Below are 21,120 nucleotides of genomic sequence, written 5' to 3'. Positions count from 1 at the left end.
CCGGTTCGACGATGAAAGGGGCGCGACATGACCACGATCGGTGATGTGGCGAAGGCTGCGGGCGTCTCCCGCAGCACCGTCTCCTACGCCCTGTCGGGCAACCGGCCGATCTCCCGAGAAACGCGCGAGCGGATCGACGCCGCGATCGCCGAGCTCGGTTTCACCGTGAACGCGGGCGCGCGCGCCCTCGCGACCTCGCAGACCATGGTCCTCGGGCTGCTCCTGCAGTTCCACGACGACGAGTTCCCGCCCGCGATGCTGCAGTACATCCTGGCGGTCTCGAACGCCGCGCGGGAGCTGGGCTACGACATCCTCATGGTCACCGACGGCGACGGCCCCGGCGCCGTTCGACGCATCACGTCGTCGAACATGGTCGACGGCGTCGTGCTTCTGGACGTGACCCACGACGACCCCCGACTCGCCGCGCTGCGTGAGGCACGTCAGCCCGGTGCGCTGGTGGGCCTGCCGCGCGACACCGAGGGCCTGGACGTCTTCGACCTCGACTTCGGTGAGGCCGCGCGGATCATCGTCGACCACCTCTACGGTCTCGGGCACCGCGACATCCTGCTGGTCTCGCCGCCGCGCCACGTGTTCGAGCGCGGGGGAGCGTACGCGTGGCGATTCCGCGACGCCGCCCTGGAGCGCGCAGCGCGATACGGCATCCGTCTCCATCCGTACTACGGCGAATCCCAGTCGCCCGGCATCGAGCGCAGCCTCAACGCGATCCTGGACACGCGGTCGGATGCGACCGCGCTCATCGTCCACAACGACGCCTCGATCGCGGCCCTCCCCGCCGTCCTCCACGAGCGAGGAACAGTCGTGCCGCGGGACCTCTCCGTCGTCAGCCTGTATTCGCGCGATTTCGGGCGCACCTTCCTCCTGCCGTACACGGCGGTCGAGACTTCCCCCGACCGGCTCGGCCGCATGGCGGTCCAGCACCTGGTCCGGCGCATCGCCGATCCCGCACACGGTCCGTCCGTCGTGGGTTTCATCGAGCCGGAGCTCACCGACAGGGGGAGCACCGCCTGAGGGCGGCGGACGCGTGCCGTTCTCGTCGCCCATCGTCGAACCGGTTCAACGCGTCATCTGCAGGACAACGCAGTCACATTTCAGAGAGGAAATCGCAGTGAGCACGAACAACACCCGTACCCGCGCTCTGGGCGCGGTCGCCGTCGGCGCCGTGGCCGTCGGCATTCTGGCCGGCTGTGCCGGTGGCGGCACCGGCGACAGCAGCAGCGGCACCGGAGGCGCCTACACGTTCTGGGACCCGTACCCGCAGTACGACGCCAGCTCCGACTGGGCCAAGGTCATCGATTCCTGCGCCGCAGACGCGGGGGTCACCGTCGAGCGCACCGGCTTCGACACCAGCGACCTGACGAGCAAGGCCCTGCTCGCCGGGCAGCAGGGCGACTCGCCCGACATCCTGCTGATCGACAACCCGGCCGTCTCGACGCTGGTCGAGGCCGGCATCCTCACCGCGACCGACGAGAACGGCCTCCAGGTCGGCGACGTCGCCGAGAACATCCTCGGCGCCTCGGTGGTCGACGGAAAGACGTACGGCGTCCCGATCGGGGCCAACACCCTCGCGCTGTACTACAACCCGCAGGTGCTGACCGCGGCCGGCGTCGACCCGACCTCCATCACGGACTGGACGACCCTGAACGCCGCGATCGAGAAGGTCGTGGCGTCCGGGAAGAAGGGCATCACGTTCTCGGGGATCGGCACCGAGGAAGGCAGCTTCCAGTTCCTCCCGTGGTTCTGGGGCTCCGGCGCCGACCTCACGAAGCTCGACTCGGCGCAGGCCGTCTCGGCCGTCCAGCTGTGGACCGACTGGGTGAAGAAGGGCTGGGCGCCGAACTCCGTCATCAACAACACCCAGACCACCAGCTGGCAGGAATTCGAGACGGGCGACTTCGGCTTCGCGGAGAACGGCACCTGGCAGAAGGCCGGAGCCGCGAAGGCCGGCTACGAGGTCATCCCCATCCCGGGGGCCACGGGCGGTGCGGCTCCCGCGCCGACCGGCGGCGAGTTCCTCACGCTGCCGGTGCAGAAGGACTCCGCGCGCTACGCGGCCTCGGCCAAGATCGTCGAGTGCCTCACGAGCACGGCCAACGTCGTGAAGACCGACAACACCCTCAACTACGTCGCGGCCACCCCCGAGGCGCAGAAGGAGCAGCTCGCCGGCGACGCCTCGCTCCAGCCGTGGGTCACCGCCGTCAACGCCGCGAAGGCCCGCACCGGAGACAACCTCGGAACGAAGTACCCGGTCATCTCCGAGCAGCTGTGGACCGCCGTGCAGAACTCCCTCACCGGTGCGCAGTCGCCGCAGGACGCGCTGAAGGCCGCCCAGCAGGCCGTGTCGTCCAAGTAATCGCATCCACTCGAAAGGGGCACGCCGACATGACCGCGACGCAGCTCACTGCATCGACGGGCACCGGCGATTCCGGGAGGGCGGCGGTCACCGCCGCCCTCCCCACCCCGGGCCGCCGTCCGCGGCACCGGGGCCAGTGGGCCGCGTGGGCGTTCCTCGCCCCCGTCGTGATCTACCTGGTCGTCTTCTACGCCTATCCGCTGTACCGCAACCTCGACCTCAGCCTGCGGGACTACACCGTCCGCTCGTTCATCGACGGCAACGCCCCGTTCGTGTGGTTCGCCAACTACGTCACGGTCTTCCAGGACGCCACGTTCTGGCCGGCCCTGGCCAACACCGCGACGTTCACGCTCGTCTCGATCCTCTTCCAGTACTCCATCGGGATGGCGCTGGCGGTGTTCTTCTTCCAGCGCTTCCCGCTGTCGGCGACGCTGCGGGCGCTCTTCCTCGTGCCGTGGCTGCTCCCGCTGCTGGTTTCGGCCTCGGCGTGGTCGTGGATGCTCAACTCCGACTCCGGCGTCGTCAACGCCGCCCTGAGCGCGCTCGGCCTCGACCCGGTCAACTGGCTCACGTCGCCCCAGTGGGCGCTCGTGTCCGTGCTCATCGCGAACATCTGGATCGGTGTCCCGTTCAACCTCGTCATCCTCTACAGCGGCCTGCAGAACATCTCGGGCGACATCTACGAGGCGGCATCCATCGACGGCGCGAACGCGTGGCAGAAGTTCTGGCGCATCACGTTCCCGATGCTGCGCCCGGTCTCGGCGATCACGATCCTGCTCGGCCTGGTCTACACCCTCAAGGTCTTCGACATCATCTGGATCATGACGCGGGGAGGCCCCGGAACCAGCTCGACCACCCTCGCCATCTGGTCGTACCGGCTGGGATTCGGCTCGGCCCTGCCCGACCTCAGCCCGGCGGCCGCCGTCGGCAACCTGCTCATCGTCATCGCCCTCGTCTTCGGGCTGATCTACATCCGCGCGCAGCGCCGTCTGGAGGTGTGATGAAACGTCGACCGTGGTGGATCACACTCATCGGCGTGGTCCTGACCGGGATCATGCTGTTCCCCGTCTACTGGATGATCAACGTCTCGCTCACCCCGCAGAGCGACATGCGCAAGTCCCCGCCGGATCTGTTCCCGCTCACCCCGACGTTCGAGGGGTACGAGCGGGTGCTCTCCGACCAGCTGCCGTTCCTCGGGACGAGCTTCGTGGTCGGTGTCGGGACCGTGATCCTCACCCTGGCCCTGTCGGCGCCGGCGGCCTACGCGCTGGCGAAACTGCGCCCGCGCGGCGGGAACGCCCTCAGCTTCGTGCTCCTCATCGCGCAGATGATCCCCGGGATCATCATGGCGATGGGCTTCTACGCCATCTACCTCAACGCGGGGATCCTGAACACGATCCCGGGGCTCATCCTGGCCGATTCGACGCTCGCGGTGCCGTTCGGCGTGCTGATCTTCACGGCGTTCATGCGCGGCATCCCGGACGAACTGCTCGCGGCCGCCCGCATCGACGGGGCGGGCACCTGGCGAACCTTCCGCTCGATCGTGCTGCCGGTGAGCCGCAACTCGATCGTCACGGTCTCGCTGTTCGCGTTCCTGTGGTCGTGGTCGGACTTCATCTTCGCCTCGACGCTGAACAGCGGAGGCAAGCTCCAGCCCATCACGATCGGCATCTACCGGTACATCGGCAACAACAACCAGGAGTGGAACGCGATCATGGCGACCGCCGTGGTGGCATCCATCCCCGCCGCCGTGCTCCTGATCCTCGCCCAGCGCTACGTGGCGGCCGGTGTGACCGCCGGCGCCGTCAAAGACTGACCCTCGAAAGGCCCTTTCGTGTCCGTACCCTCCCTCCCGTCGTTCGACGTGCGCGAGATCCCCTTCAGTCGACGCGGATCCTGGCTCGACCTCTCGCCCGTCGTCGGTCTGCATCGTCACGCCGACGACGTCCACCTCGTCTCGCACGTCAACGGCATGCACGCGGTGCTGCGCCTCGTCCCGACCCGGGGCGGGAAGAGAGTGGATGCCGTCGTCCGTGCGGACGCGTCCTGGGTGACGTGGCACGTCGACGGGGAGGCCGTGGCGGCCGCGGTGTTCGAGTCCGACGAGGCCGTGCGGATCGCCGGCGGCGGCGATTTCACGATCGAGGATGCCGTCGCCGAACTGACGCCGTTCACCGGGTCGTACCTGTACCAGGATCCCCTCGACGGCTCCCACGTCTTCACGTCCTACGAGACGGGACGCCGCTACCGGGTGACGGTGCTCACGGGCCGACTCGCGGTCACCGGTGCCGAGGCTCTCGGGCATGGCATCCGATCGCTCACCCTGAGCGGGGAGGAGTGGGAGGTCGCGATCGAGGAGATCACCTCCGCGGCCCCGTCGTACGTGCCGCGGGAAGCGTTCGGCGAGGTGCGCGACCGGGTCGCCGGCGAGTTCACCGAGTACCTCGACGCGATCGCCGCGTGGCGCACCGACGAGACCCCCGCGGTCGCGCTCGCGGCCTACGTGCTGTGGTCGGCGACCGTGGCGCCGGCCGGATTCGTGCACCGCGAGTCGGTGCTCATGTCGAAGCACTGGATGGACAAGGTGTGGAGCTGGGACCACACCTTCAACGCGCTCGCGCTCGCCCCCGGGCTGCCCGATTCCGCCCTCGATCAGTTCCTCGCGCCCTTCGATCACCAGGATGCCGCGGGCGCGATGCCCGACTCGATCACCCACTCGGAAGTGCTGTACAACTACGTCAAGCCGCCGATCCACGGGTGGGCGCTGGCGAAGCTGCGCGAACGGATGCCGCGGGCGGCGACCGAGGAGGAGCTCCGCGCGATCTACGAGCGGCTCTCGCGCTGGTCGCGGTTCTGGCTCGAGCACCGCACCGCGCCGGGGCGCGCGCTGCCGCACTACCAGCACGGCAACGACAGCGGTTGGGACAATTCCACCGCCTTCGACCGCGATCGCGTGATCGAGGCGCCCGACCTGGCGGCCTTCCTCGCGGTGCAGCTCGACGTGCTGGCCGACCTCGCCGACGAGCTCGACATCGACGAGGCCGCGGGCTGGCGGGCGGAGGGCGAACGGCTCCGGGCGGCGCTGCTGCGCGAACTGCACGACGAGGACGGATTCTTCGCCGTGGCGCCGCTGAGCGGTCGCGTCAGCACGCGGTCCAGCCTGCTCACCCTGCTCCCCGTGCTCGCGTCCGACCGGCTGCCGGACGAGGTGGTCGACGGGCTGGCGGATCGGATCGCGGCCCATCTCACCCCGTGGGGGCCGGCGACGCAGCTCGTCGGCTCCGCCGAGTACGAGAGCGACGGGTACTGGCGCGGGCCGATCTGGGCGCCCTCGACCATGCTCATCGAGGAGGGCCTGCGTCGCGGTGGACGGACCGCGCTCGCCGATGTCGTCAACGAGCGCTTCCGGGCGCTGTGCGAGCGATCCGGCTTCGCGGAGAACTTCGATGCGCTCAGCGGCGCGGGCCTGCGCGACCGCGCGTACACGTGGACGGCGAGCGTCTACCTGGTCTTCGCCCACGAGCATCTCCTCCGCCGAACGGGGAGCGGCCCCGCGTCCGAGGCATCCGCGTGATCGACGCCCCCTTCGTCGTCGACGGGCGACGGCTGATCTGGCGCGGCGACGGGGAGACCGTCGTGATCGAGCCCTGGGGCGCCGACAGCGTGCGCGTGCGCGCGCGTCTGATGCAGGACGTGCTCGATCACGACTGGGCGCTCCTCCCGCCGCCGCCGTCCGTCGTGGCCGACGTCGCCGTCGACGGTGACACGGCGACGCTCGCCATCGGGCGTCTGCGAGTGGTCGCGACCTCGTCCAGCGCCGTGCAGCTGCAGACCGGGTACGACCGCAACCACTGCCATCTCGGCTTCTTCGACGCCGACGGCACCCTGCTGTTCCAGGAACGCGACGCCGGCGGATCCCTCGCGCTCGTCGCGCGCGAGCATCGCCCCGTCCCCGGCGGCGAGGTGCGTCTGACGGCGTCGTTCGACCACGATCCCGACGAACGCCTGTTCGGAATGGGGCAGTACCAGCAGGACGTGCTCGACCTGAAGGGCTGCACGTTCGAACTCGCCCACCGCAACTCCCAGTCGAGCGTGCCGTTCGTGATGTCCAGCCGCGGCTACGGGTTCCTCTGGCACAACCCCGCGATCGGACGGGCCACCTTCGCGGCCAACGGCACGCAGTGGTCGGCCGAGGCGACCGACCAGTTCGACTACTGGGTGACCGCGGCCGGGTCGCCGAGCGCCATCGTCCGCGCGTACGCGGATGCCACGGGGCACACGCCGATGATGCCGGAACGCGGACTCGGCTTCTGGCAGTGCAAGCTGCGCTACTCCTCGCAGGAGGAGCTGCTGGAGGTGGCCCGCGAGCACAAGCGGCGGGGGCTCCCGCTCGACGTCATCGTGGCGGACTTCTTCCACTGGCCGAAGATGGGCGACCTCCGCTTCGAGGACGAGTTCTGGCCCGACCCGACGGCGATGGTGCGCGAGCTGGATTCGCTCGGGGTCGAGCTCATGGTGTCGGTGTGGCCGCAGGTGTCGCTGGAGTCCGAGAACTACGCCCGCATGAAGAAGGAGAACCTCCTCGTCCGCGCCGAACGCGGGCTCGACGTGCACATGTCGTTCGAGGGGCCGAGCGCCTTCCTGGATGCCACCAACCCCCGCGCCCGCGCCTTCGTGTGGGACCGCATCCGCGCGAACTACGGGGTGCACGGCATCCGCACCTTCTGGCTCGACGAAGCCGAACCCGAGTACGGCCTCTACGACTACGACAACTACCGGTATCACCTCGGATCGGTGCTGAAGGTCGGCAACCTCTACCCGCAGCACTACGCCCGCGCCTTCGCCGAGGGGCAGTGGGGCGACGGCGAGATCGACGTCGTGAACCTTCTGCGGACGGCCTGGGCCGGCAGCCAGCGCTACGGCGCCCTGGTCTGGTCGGGGGACATCGCCTCGACGTTCGCCGCGCTGCGCGCGCAGGTCACCGCCGGCATCCACATGGGTGTCGCCGGCATCCCGTGGTTCACGACCGACATCGGCGGCTTCCACCACGGCGACCCGGATGACGAGGGGTTCCGCGAACTGCTGGTGCGGTGGTTCCAGTTCGGGGCGTTCTGTCCCGTGATGCGGCTGCACGGCGACCGTCTGCCCACGACCGCGGTCACCGCCGCCGACGGGACGCGACGTTCGCCCTCGGGCGGACCGAACGAGGTGTGGAGCTTCGGCGAGGCCGTCACGCCGGTGCTCGAGCGCTACCTCTTCGCGCGGGAGGCGCTGCGACCGTACGTCCGCGACGTGATGCGCGACGCGCACGAGAACGGGCAGCCCGTGCTGCGCGGGCTGTTCCACGGGTTCCCCGACGATGCGCGGACGTGGGACGTGAAGGACCAGTACCTCTTCGGCCCCGACCTGCTCGTCGCGCCCGTGATGGAGGCCGGCGCGCGCTCGCGGCGTGTGGTGCTGCCTGCGGGGGCGGCGTGGACCGATCTGTGGAGCGGGACCGTGTTCGCCGGCGGCGGGGAGATCGAGGTCGACGCCCCGCTGGAGCGGATCCCGGTGTTCGTCCGCGACGGCGCGCAGGCCGAGGTGGTCGCGGCGGTGCGGACGGCGCTCGGCATCGCGTGACCGCGTGGCCGCGGAGGCGCTGCCGCGTGGCCGCGCGGGGCGGTGCCGCGGGGGTGCGCTGCCGACGTGGGTTCAGCCGACACCGATAAACGCGATCCACGCCCAGAAACGCGGGGAGAGCGCGTTTCTGGGCGTGAATCGCGTTTATGACGCGGGGGTGGCGGCGGCGCCTCAGCCGAGGAGCGGCACCGCACCCACGAGCACGCCGACGGCGAGCATCACGAGCGAGACGATCGTCGCCCGCCACAGCACCTTCTTGTGGTGGTCGCCGAGGTTCACTCCGGCGAGCGAGACGAGCAGCAGGATCGCGGGCACCAGCGGGCTCTGCAGGTGCACGGGCTGACCGGTGATCGATGCGCGGGCCATCTCGACCGGGGCGATGCCGTAGTTCGCCGCGCTCTCGGCGAGGACCGGCAGGATGCCGAAGTAGAACGCGTCGTTCGACATGAAGAACGTGAACGGTATCGACAGCACGCCGGTGATGACCGCGAGGAACGGGCCCATCGAGGAGGGGATCACCTGCGTGATCCACGCGGCCATCGCGGTGACCATGCCGGTGCCGTTCAGGACGCCCACCAGCACGCCGGCGGCCAGCACCATCGAGACGACGCCGACGATGCTCGGGGCGTGGGCGACGATCTCGTCGGCCTGTCCGCGCAGCTTCGGGAAGTTCACGATCAGGGCCAGCGCCGCGCCGACCATGAACACGAACGCGAGCGGGAAGACGTCCATCACCAGCAGCACCATCACGGCGACGGTGAGCGCCAGGTTGAACCAGATGAGCTTCGGGCGGAGCGTCGCGCGGTTCGGGTCGAGCATGGTGTCGGCCATGGCGGTGTCGGCCGCGACGACGAGCTCGGGGGCGGCGACGGCGCCGCGCCCGCCGCGGACCGTCACGACGTTGCCGGTGCGCAGCGACGCGACCGCGCCGGGCTTGGACTCCGCGCCGCGGAACATCTTCGGTGCGCCGAGCCGGCCGAACCCGGTGGCGCCGTCGAGCTTCGAGGTGTCCACCGAGCCCGCGAGGCGCTTGCGCTCCGAGAGGCCCAGGAACCAGGCGAACGCGAGAGCGACGACGAGACCGGCGAGCAGCGAGGGGACCATCGGAACGAAGACGTCGGTCGGCTGCAGGCCGAGGGCCGTGGCTGCACGGACCGTGGGACCGCCCCAGGGCACGATGTTCAGCGTGCCGTTCATCAGGCCCGCGACGCACGTGAGGACCACGGGGCTCATCCCCAGGCGCAGGTAGAGCGGCAGCATCGCGGAGGTCGTGATGATGAAGGTCGTCGATCCGTCGCCGTCGAGCGACACCGCACCGGCGAGGATCGCCGTACCGAGCACGATCTTGGCCGGGTCGTCACCCAGGAAGCGCGTGATCACGCGGATCAGCGGATCGAACAGGCCGACGTCGATCATGATGCCGAAGTACATGATCGCGAAGAGCAGCAGGGCCGCGGTCGGCGCCATCTTGCCGATCGCGTCGATCACCATGTCGCCGAGACCGAAGCCTGCGCCGGCGATCAGGCCGAAGATCGTCGGGACGACGATGAGCGCGACCATCGGGGTCAGGCGTCGCGTCATGATGAGGGCCATGAACGACAGCACCATCAGGAAGCCGAGGGCCACGAGCACCCCGTCGGCGGGTGTGTAGGCCACCGGGTACTCGGCGGCTTCGGCCGCAAGGATCAGGGGGGTCATCGCGACTCCTTCGTCGTGGATGCCGGCGCACCGCGCGCCGTCGATCCGCTGAACCTACGGACGCGGCCCCCGGTCGCGCGCGCTTGCTCGCATTGACCGGCGTTGTGCGCGTAGCGTGTGTTCTGCGCATTTCGCGCACACCGGCCCGAGGAGGTGCCATGCGGTTCGCCACCCGGACTCTGCTCGTCCAGATCGCCACGATGGTGGCCGTGGTGGCCGTGTGCACCGCGGTGTTCGCGTGGCTCGGCATCCAGCAGCTCCGCGCCGAAGCCGACTCGTCCGCCCTCAACATCGCCCGGTCGGTCGCCGAGGCGCCCGAGGTCCGCGAGCTCGTCGCCGCCTACTCCGCCGACCCCGGAACCCCGGATGCCACGACGCTGCGCGGTGGGACGCTCGAGCGCTACGCCTCCGACGTCACCGCGCGGACCGAGGGGCTGTTCGTGGTGATCACCGACGATCACGGCATCCGCCTCGCCCATCCGGATCCGGACCGTCTCGGGGAGGTGGTGAGCACGAGCTTCGCCGATGCGCTCGCCGGGCGCGAGGTCGTCACGTGGGAGACAGGCACGCTGGGAGAGTCGGCGCGCGCCAAGGTGCCGGTCTATCCGCCCGGGGGAGGCGACCCCGTGGGAGAGGTGAGCGTGGGGTTCGAGCGCGCGAGCGTGTTCGACGACCTGCCCGCCCTCCTGGTCGGCATCGGCATCGCGGTGCTCGTGGCGGTGGGGCTCGGTGTCGCGGTGGCGCTGCTCACCCGGCGGCGTCTCGAACGCCTCACGCTCGGGCTGCAGCCCGAGGAGCTCGTCGCCCTCGTGCAGACGCAGACCGCCGTGCTGGAGAGCGCCGACGAGGGCGTCGTCGCGATCGACGACGCCGGCGTCGTGCGGGTCTGCACGACGACGGCCGAGACGCTCCTCGGGGTGTCGGGCGCGGTCGGGCGCCGCCTGGACGAACTGGGACTCCCGCCCGCGGTGGCCGCCGTGCTCGCCGGGTCCGGGGCTCCGAACGGGATGCCGATCGGCGAACGCGTCGTCTTCGTCGACGTCCGGCCCGTCCGGCGCGGGACGCGCGCGCTCGGCCGCGTCGCGGTGCTCCGCGATCGCACCGACGTCCTCGCGCTGTCGGACCGTCTCGACAGTGTGCGGGCGCTCGGCGACGCGCTGCGGGTGCAGCGCCACGAGAACGCCAATCGCGTGCACGCCGCCGTCGGCCTGCTCGACGCCGGGCGCACAGCGGAGGCGCGCGCGTTCCTCGCCGATCTGGTGGACCGCGGGTCGGTCGACTGGGCCGTGCCGGGGCTCGATCTCGTCGGCGACGCGATGCTGCGGTCGTTCCTCGGGGCGAAGGGACTGTCCGCGCGGGAGCGCGGGGTGACCCTCCGGGTCGCGGACGAGACGTGGCTTCCCGCCACCGTCGCCGACGTGGAGGACGTCGTCGCCGTGCTCGGCAACCTGGTCGACAACGCCGTCTCGGCGGCGGCATCCGGGGGCGAGCCCCGCGCGGTCGAGGTCGCCGTCCTCGGCGACGGCGCCGACCTCGTGCTCACGGTGGCCGACACCGGCGGCGGCATCGCCGACGTCGACGCGGCCTTCGCTCCGCGCGAGCGCCCCGACGATCTCGCCGCGGTGCACGGTCTCGGGGTGGGGCTGCCGCTCTCGCGCGAGTTCGCCCGGCGGCGCGGCGGCGACGTATGGATCGTGGATGCCGGCGGGTCCGGGCACGGCGCGGTGGTCGCCGCTCGGCTGCCGGGCGCGCTGCACACCGGCGCCGAGGGGGCCGCGCGTTCGCCGCGACCCGCGACCGAGGGGGAGAGATGACCGAAATCCGCGTCCTCGTCGTCGATGACGACTTCCGTGTGGCGGGGCTGCATCGTGACGCCGTCGATGCGCGCCCCGGCTTCACGGCCCTGGAACCCGCGCGGACGGTCGGGGACGCGCGGGCGGCGATCGCCGCGCACGCCCCCGACCTCGTGCTCGCCGACGTCTACCTGCCCGACGGCGACGGGATCGAACTCGTCCGTTCGGTCGGTCTCGACGCCTTCGTGCTGTCGGCGGCGACGGATGCCGCGACCGTGCGGCGGGCGTTCACGGCCGGGGCGCTGGCCTTCCTCGTGAAGCCGTTCGACACCCGCGTCCTGGCCGAACGCCTCGACCGGTACGCGCGCTACCGCAATCTGCTCGCGTCGTCGCGGCCGCTGACCCAGGACGACGTCGACCGCGCCGCCGCGGTCATGCGAGGGGAGCGGGACGGTGCGTCGCTCGCCCGGTCGGCGACCGAGCAGACGGTTCTCGCGGCGCTCGGGGACGATGAGGCGTCGGCGTCCGAGGTCGCGGAGCGCATCGGTGTCTCCCGCGCGACCGCGCAGCGCCACCTGACGGCGCTGGCCGAGCGCGGCCTGGTCACGGTGGGCCTCCGCTACGGCTCGACCGGCCGCCCCGAGCACCGTTTCCGGGTCGGCGGCTGAGTCGCCGGGAGCCGGCATCCCTCCCCGGCCCCCGCGTGGTGGTCACCGGTCCCATGTCCCACTTGTTGCTGGTTGGCGGGGCTTCGAGCGGCCGTTTGTGGACCACGCATTGCCATAAGTGGGACGAGGGGTCAGCGCTCGAGAACCGCCCAGCCGCGGGGCGGGAGCTCGACCTGTGTCCCCTGGAGCGTCGCGTCGCCGACAGACACGGTCGCGGCGTCGGCGGCCGGGAGCGACGCGGGTGAGTCGCCCAGGTTCAGCGCGACGATCACCGCTTCGGCATCCACGGCCGTGCGCAGCACGAGGGTGGTGTTCGTGACCTCGACCACGTCGGTGCGGGCGCGCCACAGCCACGGATGCCGTCGGCGCAGCGCGATGAGCGCGCGATGCGCGTCGAGGATGCGCTCGTCCACGCCGGTGACCTCCGCCGGTGTCGCCGGGAACTCCGGCCGCACCGCGTCGTCGCCGCCCTCGCGCTCCTCCTTCACCGCGGTCCAGCCGAACTCGTCGCCGGCGTAGACCGACGGCGTGCCGCCCACCGTGAACAGCACCGCGAGGGCGTGCGGGACGACCTCGCGTCCCACGGCCGAAGCGATCCGCGTGACGTCGTGGTTGCCGACGAACGTCTGCGGAGCGTAGGTCGCGAGCAGCTCGTCGTGCCGTTCGATCGCGTGGCTCAGCTCGAAGAAGTTGCCGTCGGCGATGCCGTGCCAGATGCCCTGCCACAGCTCGTACTGCGTCAGCGAATCCATCGTCGACGCCTGCACGATCGCTGCGCCGTCGCCGTGGATCACCTCGCCGAGGAACCACGCCTCGGGGAACCGCTCGCGGACGCGCGGGAGCACCCTCGCCCAGAATTCCGGCGGCACCGCGTAGGCGGCATCCAGTCTCCACCCGTCGATTCCGCGCTCGAGCCAGTGGCACATGACGTCGATCACGAGGTCGGCCGTCGCGTCGGAGGAGTGGTCGAGCGCGACGAGGGCGCCGTGCCCCTCGAACACCTCGGGCTCGAACCGGTCGTCGACCCACCCTCCGCGGAACAGCGTCGCGTCGCCGCCCGCGAGCACCGCCTGGAACGCGGGATGCCCGCGCCCCACGTGATTGAAGACGCCGTCGAGAAGCACTCGGATGCCACGCTCCCGGGACGCTGCGAGCAAACGGTCGAGGTCGGCGTCGCTGCCCAGCCGCGGGTCGACGCGGAAGTGATCGACGGTGTCGTACCCGTGGGTCTCGGACGCGAAGATCGGCCCCAGCAGGAGACCGTTCAGGCCGAGCTCGATGACGTGGTCGAGCCACGGCTCGATGCGCTCGAGGCGGTGCGCCGGTTCCGCGTCCGGGTCGACGTCGTCGCGGATGGGAGCACCGACGAACCCCAGCGGGTACAGGTGCCACCAGAAGACGTGCGCGGGCCAGTCGGGCATGACCCCGAGGCTATCCGCCGAGGTTCCGCCCTGCGACGGATATTGACCCCTCACGCGCGAGGAGTTACGCCCGGGCGCGCTCGTCGGGCAGGGCGAAGGGCGCGAGGTCGATCGCGCGTGCGCGCGTGCGCTCGATCGCGGCGGCGACGGCGCCGATCGACACGATGTCCGCGCCGAGCGGCGACGCCACGATCTCGGGCGGCGGAAGGTGCAGTGCGTCGGGAAGGGCCTCGGTCGCCGCGGCGATGATCGGGCCGGCCCCGGCCGCGATCGCCCCGGAGATCACCACGCGCCGCACGTCGAACAGGCTGCCGAGGAGCCCCGCGACGACCGCCAGCTGCGTCCCGACCTCGGCCGCGACGGCCAGCGCCCCCGGGTCGCGGGTGGCGGCGAGGTCGAGGACCGTCTTGGCATCCAGGCCGTCCACCGGTACGTCGGCCAGGGCGCTCCCGGCGGGCAGGGTGCCCGCGGTGATCGCCGCCCGTGCGGCTTCGACGCACCGCGGCGCGAGACCGTAGGCGCTGCCGACACCCTCGACCCGGTCGAACGCGACCGTCTCGCCGGCGCCGCCGTGCGCGCCGCGGAGCAGGCGGCCGTCGAGCCAGAGCCCGGCGCCGAACCGTTCGCCGGCCAGGAGCGCCACGAAGTCGTCGTAGTCGACCGCGGCGCCCTGTGCGTGCTCCGCGACGGCCGCGAGCGACGCGTCGTTCTCGACGCGGACGACCGGCGCCCACGGGGCGAACGCGTCGACGAAGTCGGGGTTCATGCGCTGCCAGAAGCCGTCGTGGTGGATCGGGGAGCGCCCGGCGCGGTCGACGGGGGCGGGCACCCCCACGCACACCGCGACGAGATCCTCGCGCGACGCGCGCGCCCGCTTCAGGGTGGCGTCGACGACCTTCTCGGCCGCCCGCCGGCGGCGCTCGGGGGAGTCGCGCTCCGGGTCGATGGACAGGCGCGAGGTCGCGACCGGAACGCCGCGCAGGTCGGCCACCGTCGCGGTGACGTGTCCGCGACCGGCATCCACGCCGACGACGAGCCCCGCGTCGGCGCGGAGGGCGAAGCGGCGTGCCGGGCGCCCCTTGGAGTACTCGCCCACGGCCCGGGCGTTCGGCAGCTCCTCGAGCAGTCCCCGGGCGACGAGTTCGTCGAGCACGTCGATCGTCGTCGAGCGGGTCAGCGCGACGGCCGCCATGACGTCGCTCGCGGTGAAGACCTCGGCGTCCCACGCGTAGGCGAGCACGGCATCGAGGCTGTGGCGGCGGAGCGAGGGCACCGAGGGTGTGGCATCCGTCATCGGATCTTGACCCCTCTCGTGTCTGATGCAATACTGCCCTCACCGGATTGATTTGGCGAGTAGATTTAATCTCTGATTCAAGATCGCAAGGATGCGAGGACAACACGTGTCGAGAAAGACGGCGACGATGCGACGAACGGTCGCGGCGCTGGCGGTGACGGCCATGGGGGCGGCGATGCTCGCCGGGTGCTCCGCAGACGGGCGCGAGACGATCCGCTTCACGTTCAGCAAACGCGAGGCCCTCGCGTTCATGAACCAGGTGGTCGACGAGTACAACGCCTCCCAGGACAAGGTGCGGGTGGAGATGGATGCCTCGGGCGTCGACGTCGTGTCGGCGAGCTTCGTCCGCGGCAACCCGCCCGACATCATGCTCGCGAACTACAACTACGAGGTCGCGCGGTTCGTCCAGCGTTGCGCGCTCACGGACCTGTCCGGAACGACCGCCGCCGGCACCGTGCGCGAGGACCTGCAGCCCCTCATGAACCAGTACGGTTCGTGCGCAGGGCGCACGAGCGCCCTGCCGTACTCCGTCATGGCGTCGTCGGTGATCTACAACAAGCAGATCTTCGACCAGCTGGGTCTGTCGGTCCCGACGACCTGGGACGAGCTGCTCCAGACCGCCGAGACGCTGAAGGCGAACGGCATCACGCCGTTCTACGGCACCTTCAAAGACGACTGGACCATCGGCCAGGGCTGGTACGACTACGCCGTGGGCGGGTCGCTGAACGTCGTCGACTTCTTCGACGGCCTCGCCGCCGAGGGTGACGCGGTCGGCCCCGACTCGGGGGTGTCGTTCCAGAAGGACTTCGCCGAGCCGATGCAGCGCATGACCGAGCTGTCGTCGACCTACACCAACCCGGATGCCGCGAGCCGCGGCTACGGCGACGGCAACCTCGCGTTCGCGCAAGGGCAGGCCGCGATGTACCTGCAGGGGCCGTGGGCGCTCGGCGAGATCGCCAAGACCTCGCCCGACCTGCCGGTGGGCACCTTCCCGCTTCCCATGACCGACGACCCGAACGACCTCGCGGTGCGCGTCAACATGGACCTCGCGGCCATGATCCCCGAGGGCTCGAGACATCAGGATGCCGCGCGCGACTTCCTCGAGTACCTCTACCAGCCGCGGATCATCGAGGCCTACAACGAGTCGCAGCTCGGGTTCGCACCCACCACGGACGCGCCCGCCCCCAGCGACCCGCGCGTGGCCGGGATGATCCCCTACTACGACGAGGGGCGCATCTACCAGGGCGCCTCGGTGCTCGTGCCCAAGACCATCCCCGTCTTCAGCTACGCGCAGGCCATGATCCTCGGGGCCTCGACCGAGGGCACCCTGAACACCCTGGATCAGGACTGGTCGCGGCTGGCGTTCCGGCAGCCCGCCGCGTCCACCACCGAGTCCGCCGCCGAAGGAGTCGCGCGATGACCACCACGACCACCATCGTCACCGGCGGGAAGGCGGCCGCCCGGCGCAGCAGCCGTCGCGTCGAACCGATCTACTACCTGTTCCTGCTTCCGACGCTCGCGCTGTTCACCCTCGCGATCACGGTGCCCGGCCTCGTCGGCATCTTCTTCAGCTTCACCGACTCCATCGGTCTCGGGCAGTGGAACTTCGTCGGGCTGACCAACTACATCGCGCTCTTCAGCGACCCGGCGATCCTGCAGGCGTACCTGTTCACCTTCGGGTTCTCGGTCGCGACGGTCATCGTCGTCAACATCGCCGCGTTCCTGCTCGCCGTGGGCCTCACCGCGCAGATCCGCTTCAAGAAGGCGCTGCGCACGGTGTTCGTCATCCCGATGGTGATCTCGGGCATCATCATCGCCTACGTCTTCAACTTCCTCTTCAGCAACTCCCTCCCGCAGGCCGGGACCGCCCTCGGCATCCCGTGGCTGGAGACCTCGCTCCTGGCGAACCCCGACCTCGCCTGGGTCGCGATCGTGATCGTGACCGCGTGGCAGGCGATCCCCGGCACGCTCCTCATCTACATCGCGGGGCTGCTGTCGGTGCCCGGCGACGTGTACGAGGCCGCGGGCCTGGACGGCGCGAACAAGACGCAGCAGCTGCTGCGGATCACCCTCCCGCTGGTGGCCGGCTACGTCGTCATCAACGTCATCCTGGGCTTCAAGGGCTTCCTCAACGCCTACGACGTCATCGTCGGCCTCACCAACGGTGGGCCCGGCACCTCGACCCGCAGCGTCGCGATGTCGATCATCCTCGGCTTCAACGGCGGCGACTACGCCTATCAGATGGCCAACGCGGCCCTCTTCTTCCTCGTCGCCGTCGCGATCTCGCTGCTCCAGCTCTCGCTCACCCGGGGAAGGAACACCCTCTCATGACCGCTGTGAACCAGCCGGCGCTCGCTTTCGAGCAGGCCGAACTCTCCGTCCCCTCGCGCCGACGCTCCGGCATCCGGCGGGTGGGCACCGAGCGCATCAACTGGTCGGCGACCACCGTCCTGGTGCTGTGCGCCGTCACGGTGCTGCTGCCGCTGTACGTCTCGATCACGATGGCGCTCAAGAGCGGGGCGCAGGTCGTCGACGGCAACGCCTTCTCGTTCCCGTCGCCGATCAGCTTCGACGGTTTCGTGCAGGCGTGGACGCTGACGAAGTTCCCCGTGGGCCTCGCGATCTCGCTGCTCGTCACGGCGGGCACGGTCGCCGCGACCATCGTGCTGGCGGCCTTCGCCTCGTACGCCATCGCCCGCAACTGGGACCGCAAGCTCTTCCGGTACTCGTTCTTCTACCTGCTCGCGGCGATGTTCATCCCGTTCCCGGTCGTCGCGCTGCCGCAGATCCAGCTCACCGGACGCGTCGGTCTCGACAACCCGTTCGGCGTGATCATCCTCGCCACGATGTTCCAGCTGAGCTTCAGCGTGTTGCTGTTCACCGCGTTCCTGCGCTCCATCCCGCTCGAACTCGAGGAGAGCGCGCGCATCGACGGGGCGACGACCTGGCAGACGTTCTGGCGACTGATCTTCCCGCTGCTCGCGCCCATGAGCGCGACGGTCGGCATCTTCGCCTTCCTGTACGCGTGGAACGACTTCATGATGCCGTCGCTCATCATCAGCGATCCCGCCCTGCAGACCCTCCCCGTGCGGCAGAACCTGTTCCAGACGCAGTTCAGCAACAACTACAACGTCGCCTTTGCCTCCTACCTCATGGCCATGGCCCCCGCGATCGTCGCCTACCTCTTCACCCAGCGATGGGTGATGGCCGGCGTCACGCAGGGCGCCGTCAAGGGCTGACCGACCCCCACCCCTCGAAAGGATCCTTCGTGACCACCGCCGCACCGTCCGTGCACGCCCGTGAGCTCTCCGCCGCCCCCGACTGGTGGCGTCAGGCCGTGGTGTACCAGGTGTATCCCCGCAGCTTCGCCGACAGCAACGGCGACGGCCTCGGCGACATCCCCGGCATCACCTCGCGGGTCCCGTACCTGGCCGAACTGGGAGTGGATGCCATCTGGCTCAGCCCCTTCTACCCCTCGGCGCTCGCCGACGGCGGCTACGACGTCGCCGACTACCGCAACGTCGACCCGCGGCTCGGGACCCTCGCCGACATGGACGAGCTCATCGCGCAGCTGCACGCCCATGGCATCCGTGTCGTCGTCGACATCGTGCCCAACCACACCTCGAACGACCACGCCTGGTTCCAGGAGGCGCTCGCCGCCGGCCGCGGCTCCGCCGCGCGTGAGCGATACATCTTCCGCGAGGGCACGGGCCCCGACGGCGCGGAGCCGCCGACGGACTGGCAGTCGGTGTTCGGCGGACCCGCGTGGGAGCGCGTCGCGGACGGGCAGTGGTACTTCCACAACTTCGACGTGTCCCAGCCCGACCTGAACTGGGCCAACCCCGAGGTGCGCGCCGACTTCGTGAAGACGCTGCGCTTCTGGAGCGACCGCGGGGTCGACGGCTTCCGCATCGACGTCGCGCACATGCTGACGAAGGACCTCAGCGAGCCGCTGCCCTCGGCGGCCGAGCTCGCCGCGATGCCCCAGGACGGCACCCACCCCCTCCTCGACCGGGACGACGTGCACGAGGTGTACGCCGAGTGGCGCTCCGTGTTCAACTCCTACGACCCGCCGCGCACCGCCGTCGCCGAGGCGTGGGTGCACCCCTCGCGCGTGCCGCTGTACGCGAGCATCGAGAGCCTGGGGCAGTCGTTCAACTTCGACCTGCTGGAGGCCGACTTCGACGCCGGGCAGTTCCGCCGCATCGTCGCCGACAACCTCGCGCTCGCCGCGCAGTCCGGCTCATCGACGACGTGGGTGCTGTCGAACCACGACGTCGTGCGCCACGCCACGCGCTACGGGCTCCCCGACGCCGAGCGCGCGGCTGACGGCCGGCCGACGCTCAAGCACGGCAACGAGTGGCTGCTCTCCGGCGGCACCGCGCCGGTGCTCGACGCCGAGCGGGGCGGACGTCGCGCCCGCGCCGCCGCGCTGTTCGTGCTGGGCCTGCCCGGCTCGGCGTACCTGTACCAGGGGGAGGAGCTCGGACTGCACGAGGTCGCCGAGATCCCCGACGCCGCGCGTCAGGACCCGACCTACTTCCGCAGCCCCGGCGTCGACATCGGGCGGGACGGATGCCGCGTGCCGCTGCCGTGGAGCGCTTCCGGCACCGCGTTCGGCTTCGGCGCGGGCGGCGCGCACCTGCCGCAGCCGGAGTGGTTCACGACGTACGCGGTCGACCGCCAGGACGGCGACCCGGCCTCGACGCTGTCGCTGTACCGCCAGGCCCTCGACCTCCGGCACGAGCTGCAGACCGCCGAGGAGCTGGAGTGGCTCGACCTCGGCCGCGATGACGTGGTGGCCTTCGCCCGCCCCGACGGCTGGACGGTCGTGACGAACTTCGGCACCGAGCCGGTGCAGCTTCCCGCGGGCGAGGTGCTGCTCGCGAGCGCGCCGGTCGCCGACGGTGCGTTGCCGGGTGAGGCATCGGCCTGGCTGCGCGTGTAGCTCGCGGCATCCATCCCGCTTCAGTGTCCAAGACACGCCGCATCGCGCAGCGCGCATACGGCGTGTCTTGGACACTCGGCGTTTCGGTGGGGCGCCGGGCACGGCTGCGTCAGGGCAGGGACGCGCGGACCACCACCGGCATCTCCACCAGGTGCTCGCCGGGAGGGGGGCCGTCGGGGGCGAGGAGCAGTTCGACGGCGCGGCGGCCCATCGCCTCGTGCGGGAGGCCGATCGTCGTCAGGCCCGGGCGGAGGTACGCGGCCAGCTCGTCGTTGTCGAACGAGACCAGCGCGACGTCGTCGGGCACCCGAAGTCCCGCTTCGCCGAGCGCCTGGGAGGCGCCGAACGCGAGGCGGTCGTTGAGGCACACGATCGCGCGCGGGGGCGGCCCGGATGCCAGCACCCGCGCCGTGACCTCGTGTCCGTGGTCGGGCTCCCACAGCCAGATCGACTCCTCGCGCGAGAAGCTCATCCCTTCGCGCGCCATGGTGTCGTAGATGCCGCGCACGCGCGCGGCGACCGTCGCCGAGCGGAACAGGTCGCGCTCGGCCTCGGCGTCGTAACCGAGCAGCAGGATGTCGTCGCGGATGCCGGCATCCCGGAGCAGCTCGATCGCCCGGCGTCCGCCGGTCTCCTCGTCGGGCAGGACGCTGCAGCCGTGCGCCTCGCTCGTGGCGTTGAGCATGACCGCCCGGACGCTCGAGGGGATCGGGGGCACGAGGATCTCGCGCGCCCGCATCGAGGCGAAGATCACGCCGTCGACCTGACGGTCGAGCAGCGCGGACACGGCCTCGGCCTCGCGTTCGGGCTCGCCTCCCGTCTCGGCGACGAGCACGACGTGACCGGCGGCCTCGGCGGCGCCCAGCGCCCCCTTGATGAGGCCGCTGGCGAAGCGGGTGGTGGCGACGAGGTCGGAGACGAAGCCGATCGTGTGCGAGGTGCTGGTGCGCAGGGCCCGCGCGGCCACGTTGGGGCGGTACCCCAGTTCGGCGGCGGCGGCGAGCACGCGGTCGTGGGCGTCGCGCGAGAGTCGCGTGTCGGGTCGGCCGTTGAGGATCATGGATGCCGCGGAGGGGGAGAGCCCGGCGAGACGTGCGACATCCGTCAGCGTGACGCGTTTGACCATGCCCACCTCCTCGGTCGTCGGCTCCGGTGCCGTCGTGACGATCTTCACAACGAATCTTGACAGGGGCGGAGCGGTCTGCGTAAATATCCCTGCTAAATCCTTTCAGCACTGTACCGCAGGGAGGATCGCACCCGAAACGCCCGCATCCTGGGTACCCGCAGCACTGACGAAGGAGTCGA

General features: G+C 70.7%; 16 protein-coding genes. 12 read left to right on the top strand and 4 right to left on the bottom strand.

The features are described 5' to 3' along the window. Positions 1-27 precede the first annotated feature (27 nt). The 6 genes from BGO45_RS07580 to BGO45_RS07555 all read left to right on the top strand — a co-directional run bounded on the left by BGO45_RS07580 (position 28) and on the right by BGO45_RS07555 (position 7,993). Entirely contained in the window at positions 28-1,029 is a 1,002-nt protein-coding gene (locus tag BGO45_RS07580; RefSeq protein ID WP_076494883.1) for a LacI family DNA-binding transcriptional regulator, read from the top strand. Positions 1,030-1,126: 97 nt separating this feature from the next. Next, a complete protein-coding gene (locus tag BGO45_RS07575) occupies positions 1,127-2,371 on the top strand; it encodes an extracellular solute-binding protein (protein WP_292692318.1) in 1,245 nt (414 codons plus the stop codon). A 29-nt stretch (positions 2,372-2,400) separates the two neighbouring features. Continuing rightward, positions 2,401-3,372 (top strand): carbohydrate ABC transporter permease, encoded by a 972-nt coding sequence (locus BGO45_RS07570; RefSeq protein WP_292692316.1) that lies wholly within the window; start codon positions 2,401-2,403, stop codon positions 3,370-3,372. Then, a complete protein-coding gene (locus tag BGO45_RS07565; protein ID WP_076494891.1) occupies positions 3,372-4,187 on the top strand; it encodes a carbohydrate ABC transporter permease in 816 nt (271 codons plus the stop codon). Before BGO45_RS07570 ends, BGO45_RS07565 begins: the two co-directional genes overlap by 1 nt. 18 nt (positions 4,188-4,205) lie before the next feature. After that, a complete protein-coding gene (locus BGO45_RS07560; protein WP_292692312.1) occupies positions 4,206-5,945 on the top strand; it encodes a glycogen debranching protein in 1,740 nt (579 codons plus the stop codon). Continuing rightward, the gene (locus BGO45_RS07555; RefSeq protein ID WP_298578261.1) at positions 5,945-7,993 is read left to right on the top strand and encodes a TIM-barrel domain-containing protein; all 2,049 of its coding nucleotides are present in this window, start codon (positions 5,945-5,947) and stop codon (positions 7,991-7,993) included. The genes BGO45_RS07560 and BGO45_RS07555 overlap by 1 nt, the downstream gene beginning before the upstream one ends. A 171-nt stretch (positions 7,994-8,164) precedes the next feature. Here the strand turns inward: BGO45_RS07555 and BGO45_RS07550 are convergent, their stop codons facing one another. Next, entirely contained in the window at positions 8,165-9,691 is a 1,527-nt protein-coding gene (locus BGO45_RS07550) for a CitMHS family transporter (RefSeq protein ID WP_292692308.1), read from the bottom strand. Between the two features lie 158 nt (positions 9,692-9,849). On the opposite strand from BGO45_RS07550, the gene BGO45_RS07545 reads away from it, so the two are divergent. Together BGO45_RS07545 and BGO45_RS07540 are read left to right on the top strand one after the other, a co-directional pair. Next, complete coding sequence (locus BGO45_RS07545) at positions 9,850-11,505, top strand: ATP-binding protein (RefSeq protein ID WP_292692306.1); 1,656 nt, start codon at positions 9,850-9,852, stop codon at positions 11,503-11,505. Further along, complete coding sequence (locus BGO45_RS07540) at positions 11,502-12,152, top strand: response regulator (protein WP_076494899.1); 651 nt, start codon at positions 11,502-11,504, stop codon at positions 12,150-12,152. Before BGO45_RS07545 ends, BGO45_RS07540 begins: the two co-directional genes overlap by 4 nt. 131 nt (positions 12,153-12,283) lie before the next feature. Here the strand turns inward: BGO45_RS07540 and BGO45_RS07535 are convergent, their stop codons facing one another. Together BGO45_RS07535 and BGO45_RS07530 are read right to left on the bottom strand one after the other, a co-directional pair. Beyond that, positions 12,284-13,573, bottom strand: a complete 1,290-nt coding sequence (locus BGO45_RS07535) for an alpha-amylase family glycosyl hydrolase (protein ID WP_292692304.1) — start codon at positions 13,571-13,573, stop codon at positions 12,284-12,286. 64 nt (positions 13,574-13,637) lie between these two features. After that, on the bottom strand, positions 13,638-14,867 hold the full coding sequence (locus BGO45_RS07530; protein WP_292692302.1) for an ROK family protein: 1,230 nt from the start codon (positions 14,865-14,867) through the stop codon (positions 13,638-13,640). 127 nt (positions 14,868-14,994) lie between these two features. On the opposite strand from BGO45_RS07530, the gene BGO45_RS07525 reads away from it, so the two are divergent. The 4 genes from BGO45_RS07525 to BGO45_RS07510 are packed head-to-tail and all read left to right on the top strand — an operon-like array spanning position 14,995 to position 19,815. Further along, entirely contained in the window at positions 14,995-16,287 is a 1,293-nt protein-coding gene (locus tag BGO45_RS07525; RefSeq protein ID WP_292692300.1) for an ABC transporter substrate-binding protein, read from the top strand. Continuing rightward, entirely contained in the window at positions 16,284-17,198 is a 915-nt protein-coding gene (locus BGO45_RS07520) for a carbohydrate ABC transporter permease (protein WP_076494907.1), read from the top strand. Before BGO45_RS07525 ends, BGO45_RS07520 begins: the two co-directional genes overlap by 4 nt. After that, positions 17,195-18,106: a carbohydrate ABC transporter permease gene (locus tag BGO45_RS07515; protein WP_292692297.1), complete on the top strand. Its 912-nt coding sequence runs from the start codon at positions 17,195-17,197 to the stop codon at positions 18,104-18,106. The genes BGO45_RS07520 and BGO45_RS07515 overlap by 4 nt, the downstream gene beginning before the upstream one ends. 29 nt (positions 18,107-18,135) lie before the next feature. Then, positions 18,136-19,815 carry a glycoside hydrolase family 13 protein gene (locus tag BGO45_RS07510; protein WP_292692295.1) on the top strand — a complete coding sequence of 560 codons (1,680 nt, stop codon included), beginning with the start codon at positions 18,136-18,138 and terminating at the stop codon, positions 19,813-19,815. A 109-nt stretch (positions 19,816-19,924) separates the two neighbouring features. Here BGO45_RS07510 and BGO45_RS07505 read toward each other — a convergent pair whose 3' ends face one another. Next, positions 19,925-20,989 carry a LacI family DNA-binding transcriptional regulator gene (locus BGO45_RS07505; protein WP_292692293.1) on the bottom strand — a complete coding sequence of 355 codons (1,065 nt, stop codon included), beginning with the start codon at positions 20,987-20,989 and terminating at the stop codon, positions 19,925-19,927. Between the last annotated feature and the right edge of the window lie 131 nt (positions 20,990-21,120).

Source organism: Microbacterium sp. 71-36, from assembly GCF_001898305.1.
Classification (GTDB): Bacteria; Actinomycetota; Actinomycetes; order Actinomycetales; family Microbacteriaceae; genus Microbacterium.
Note: the sequence above shows the minus strand (reverse complement) of the source record. Positions and strands in the feature narration are given on the sequence as shown.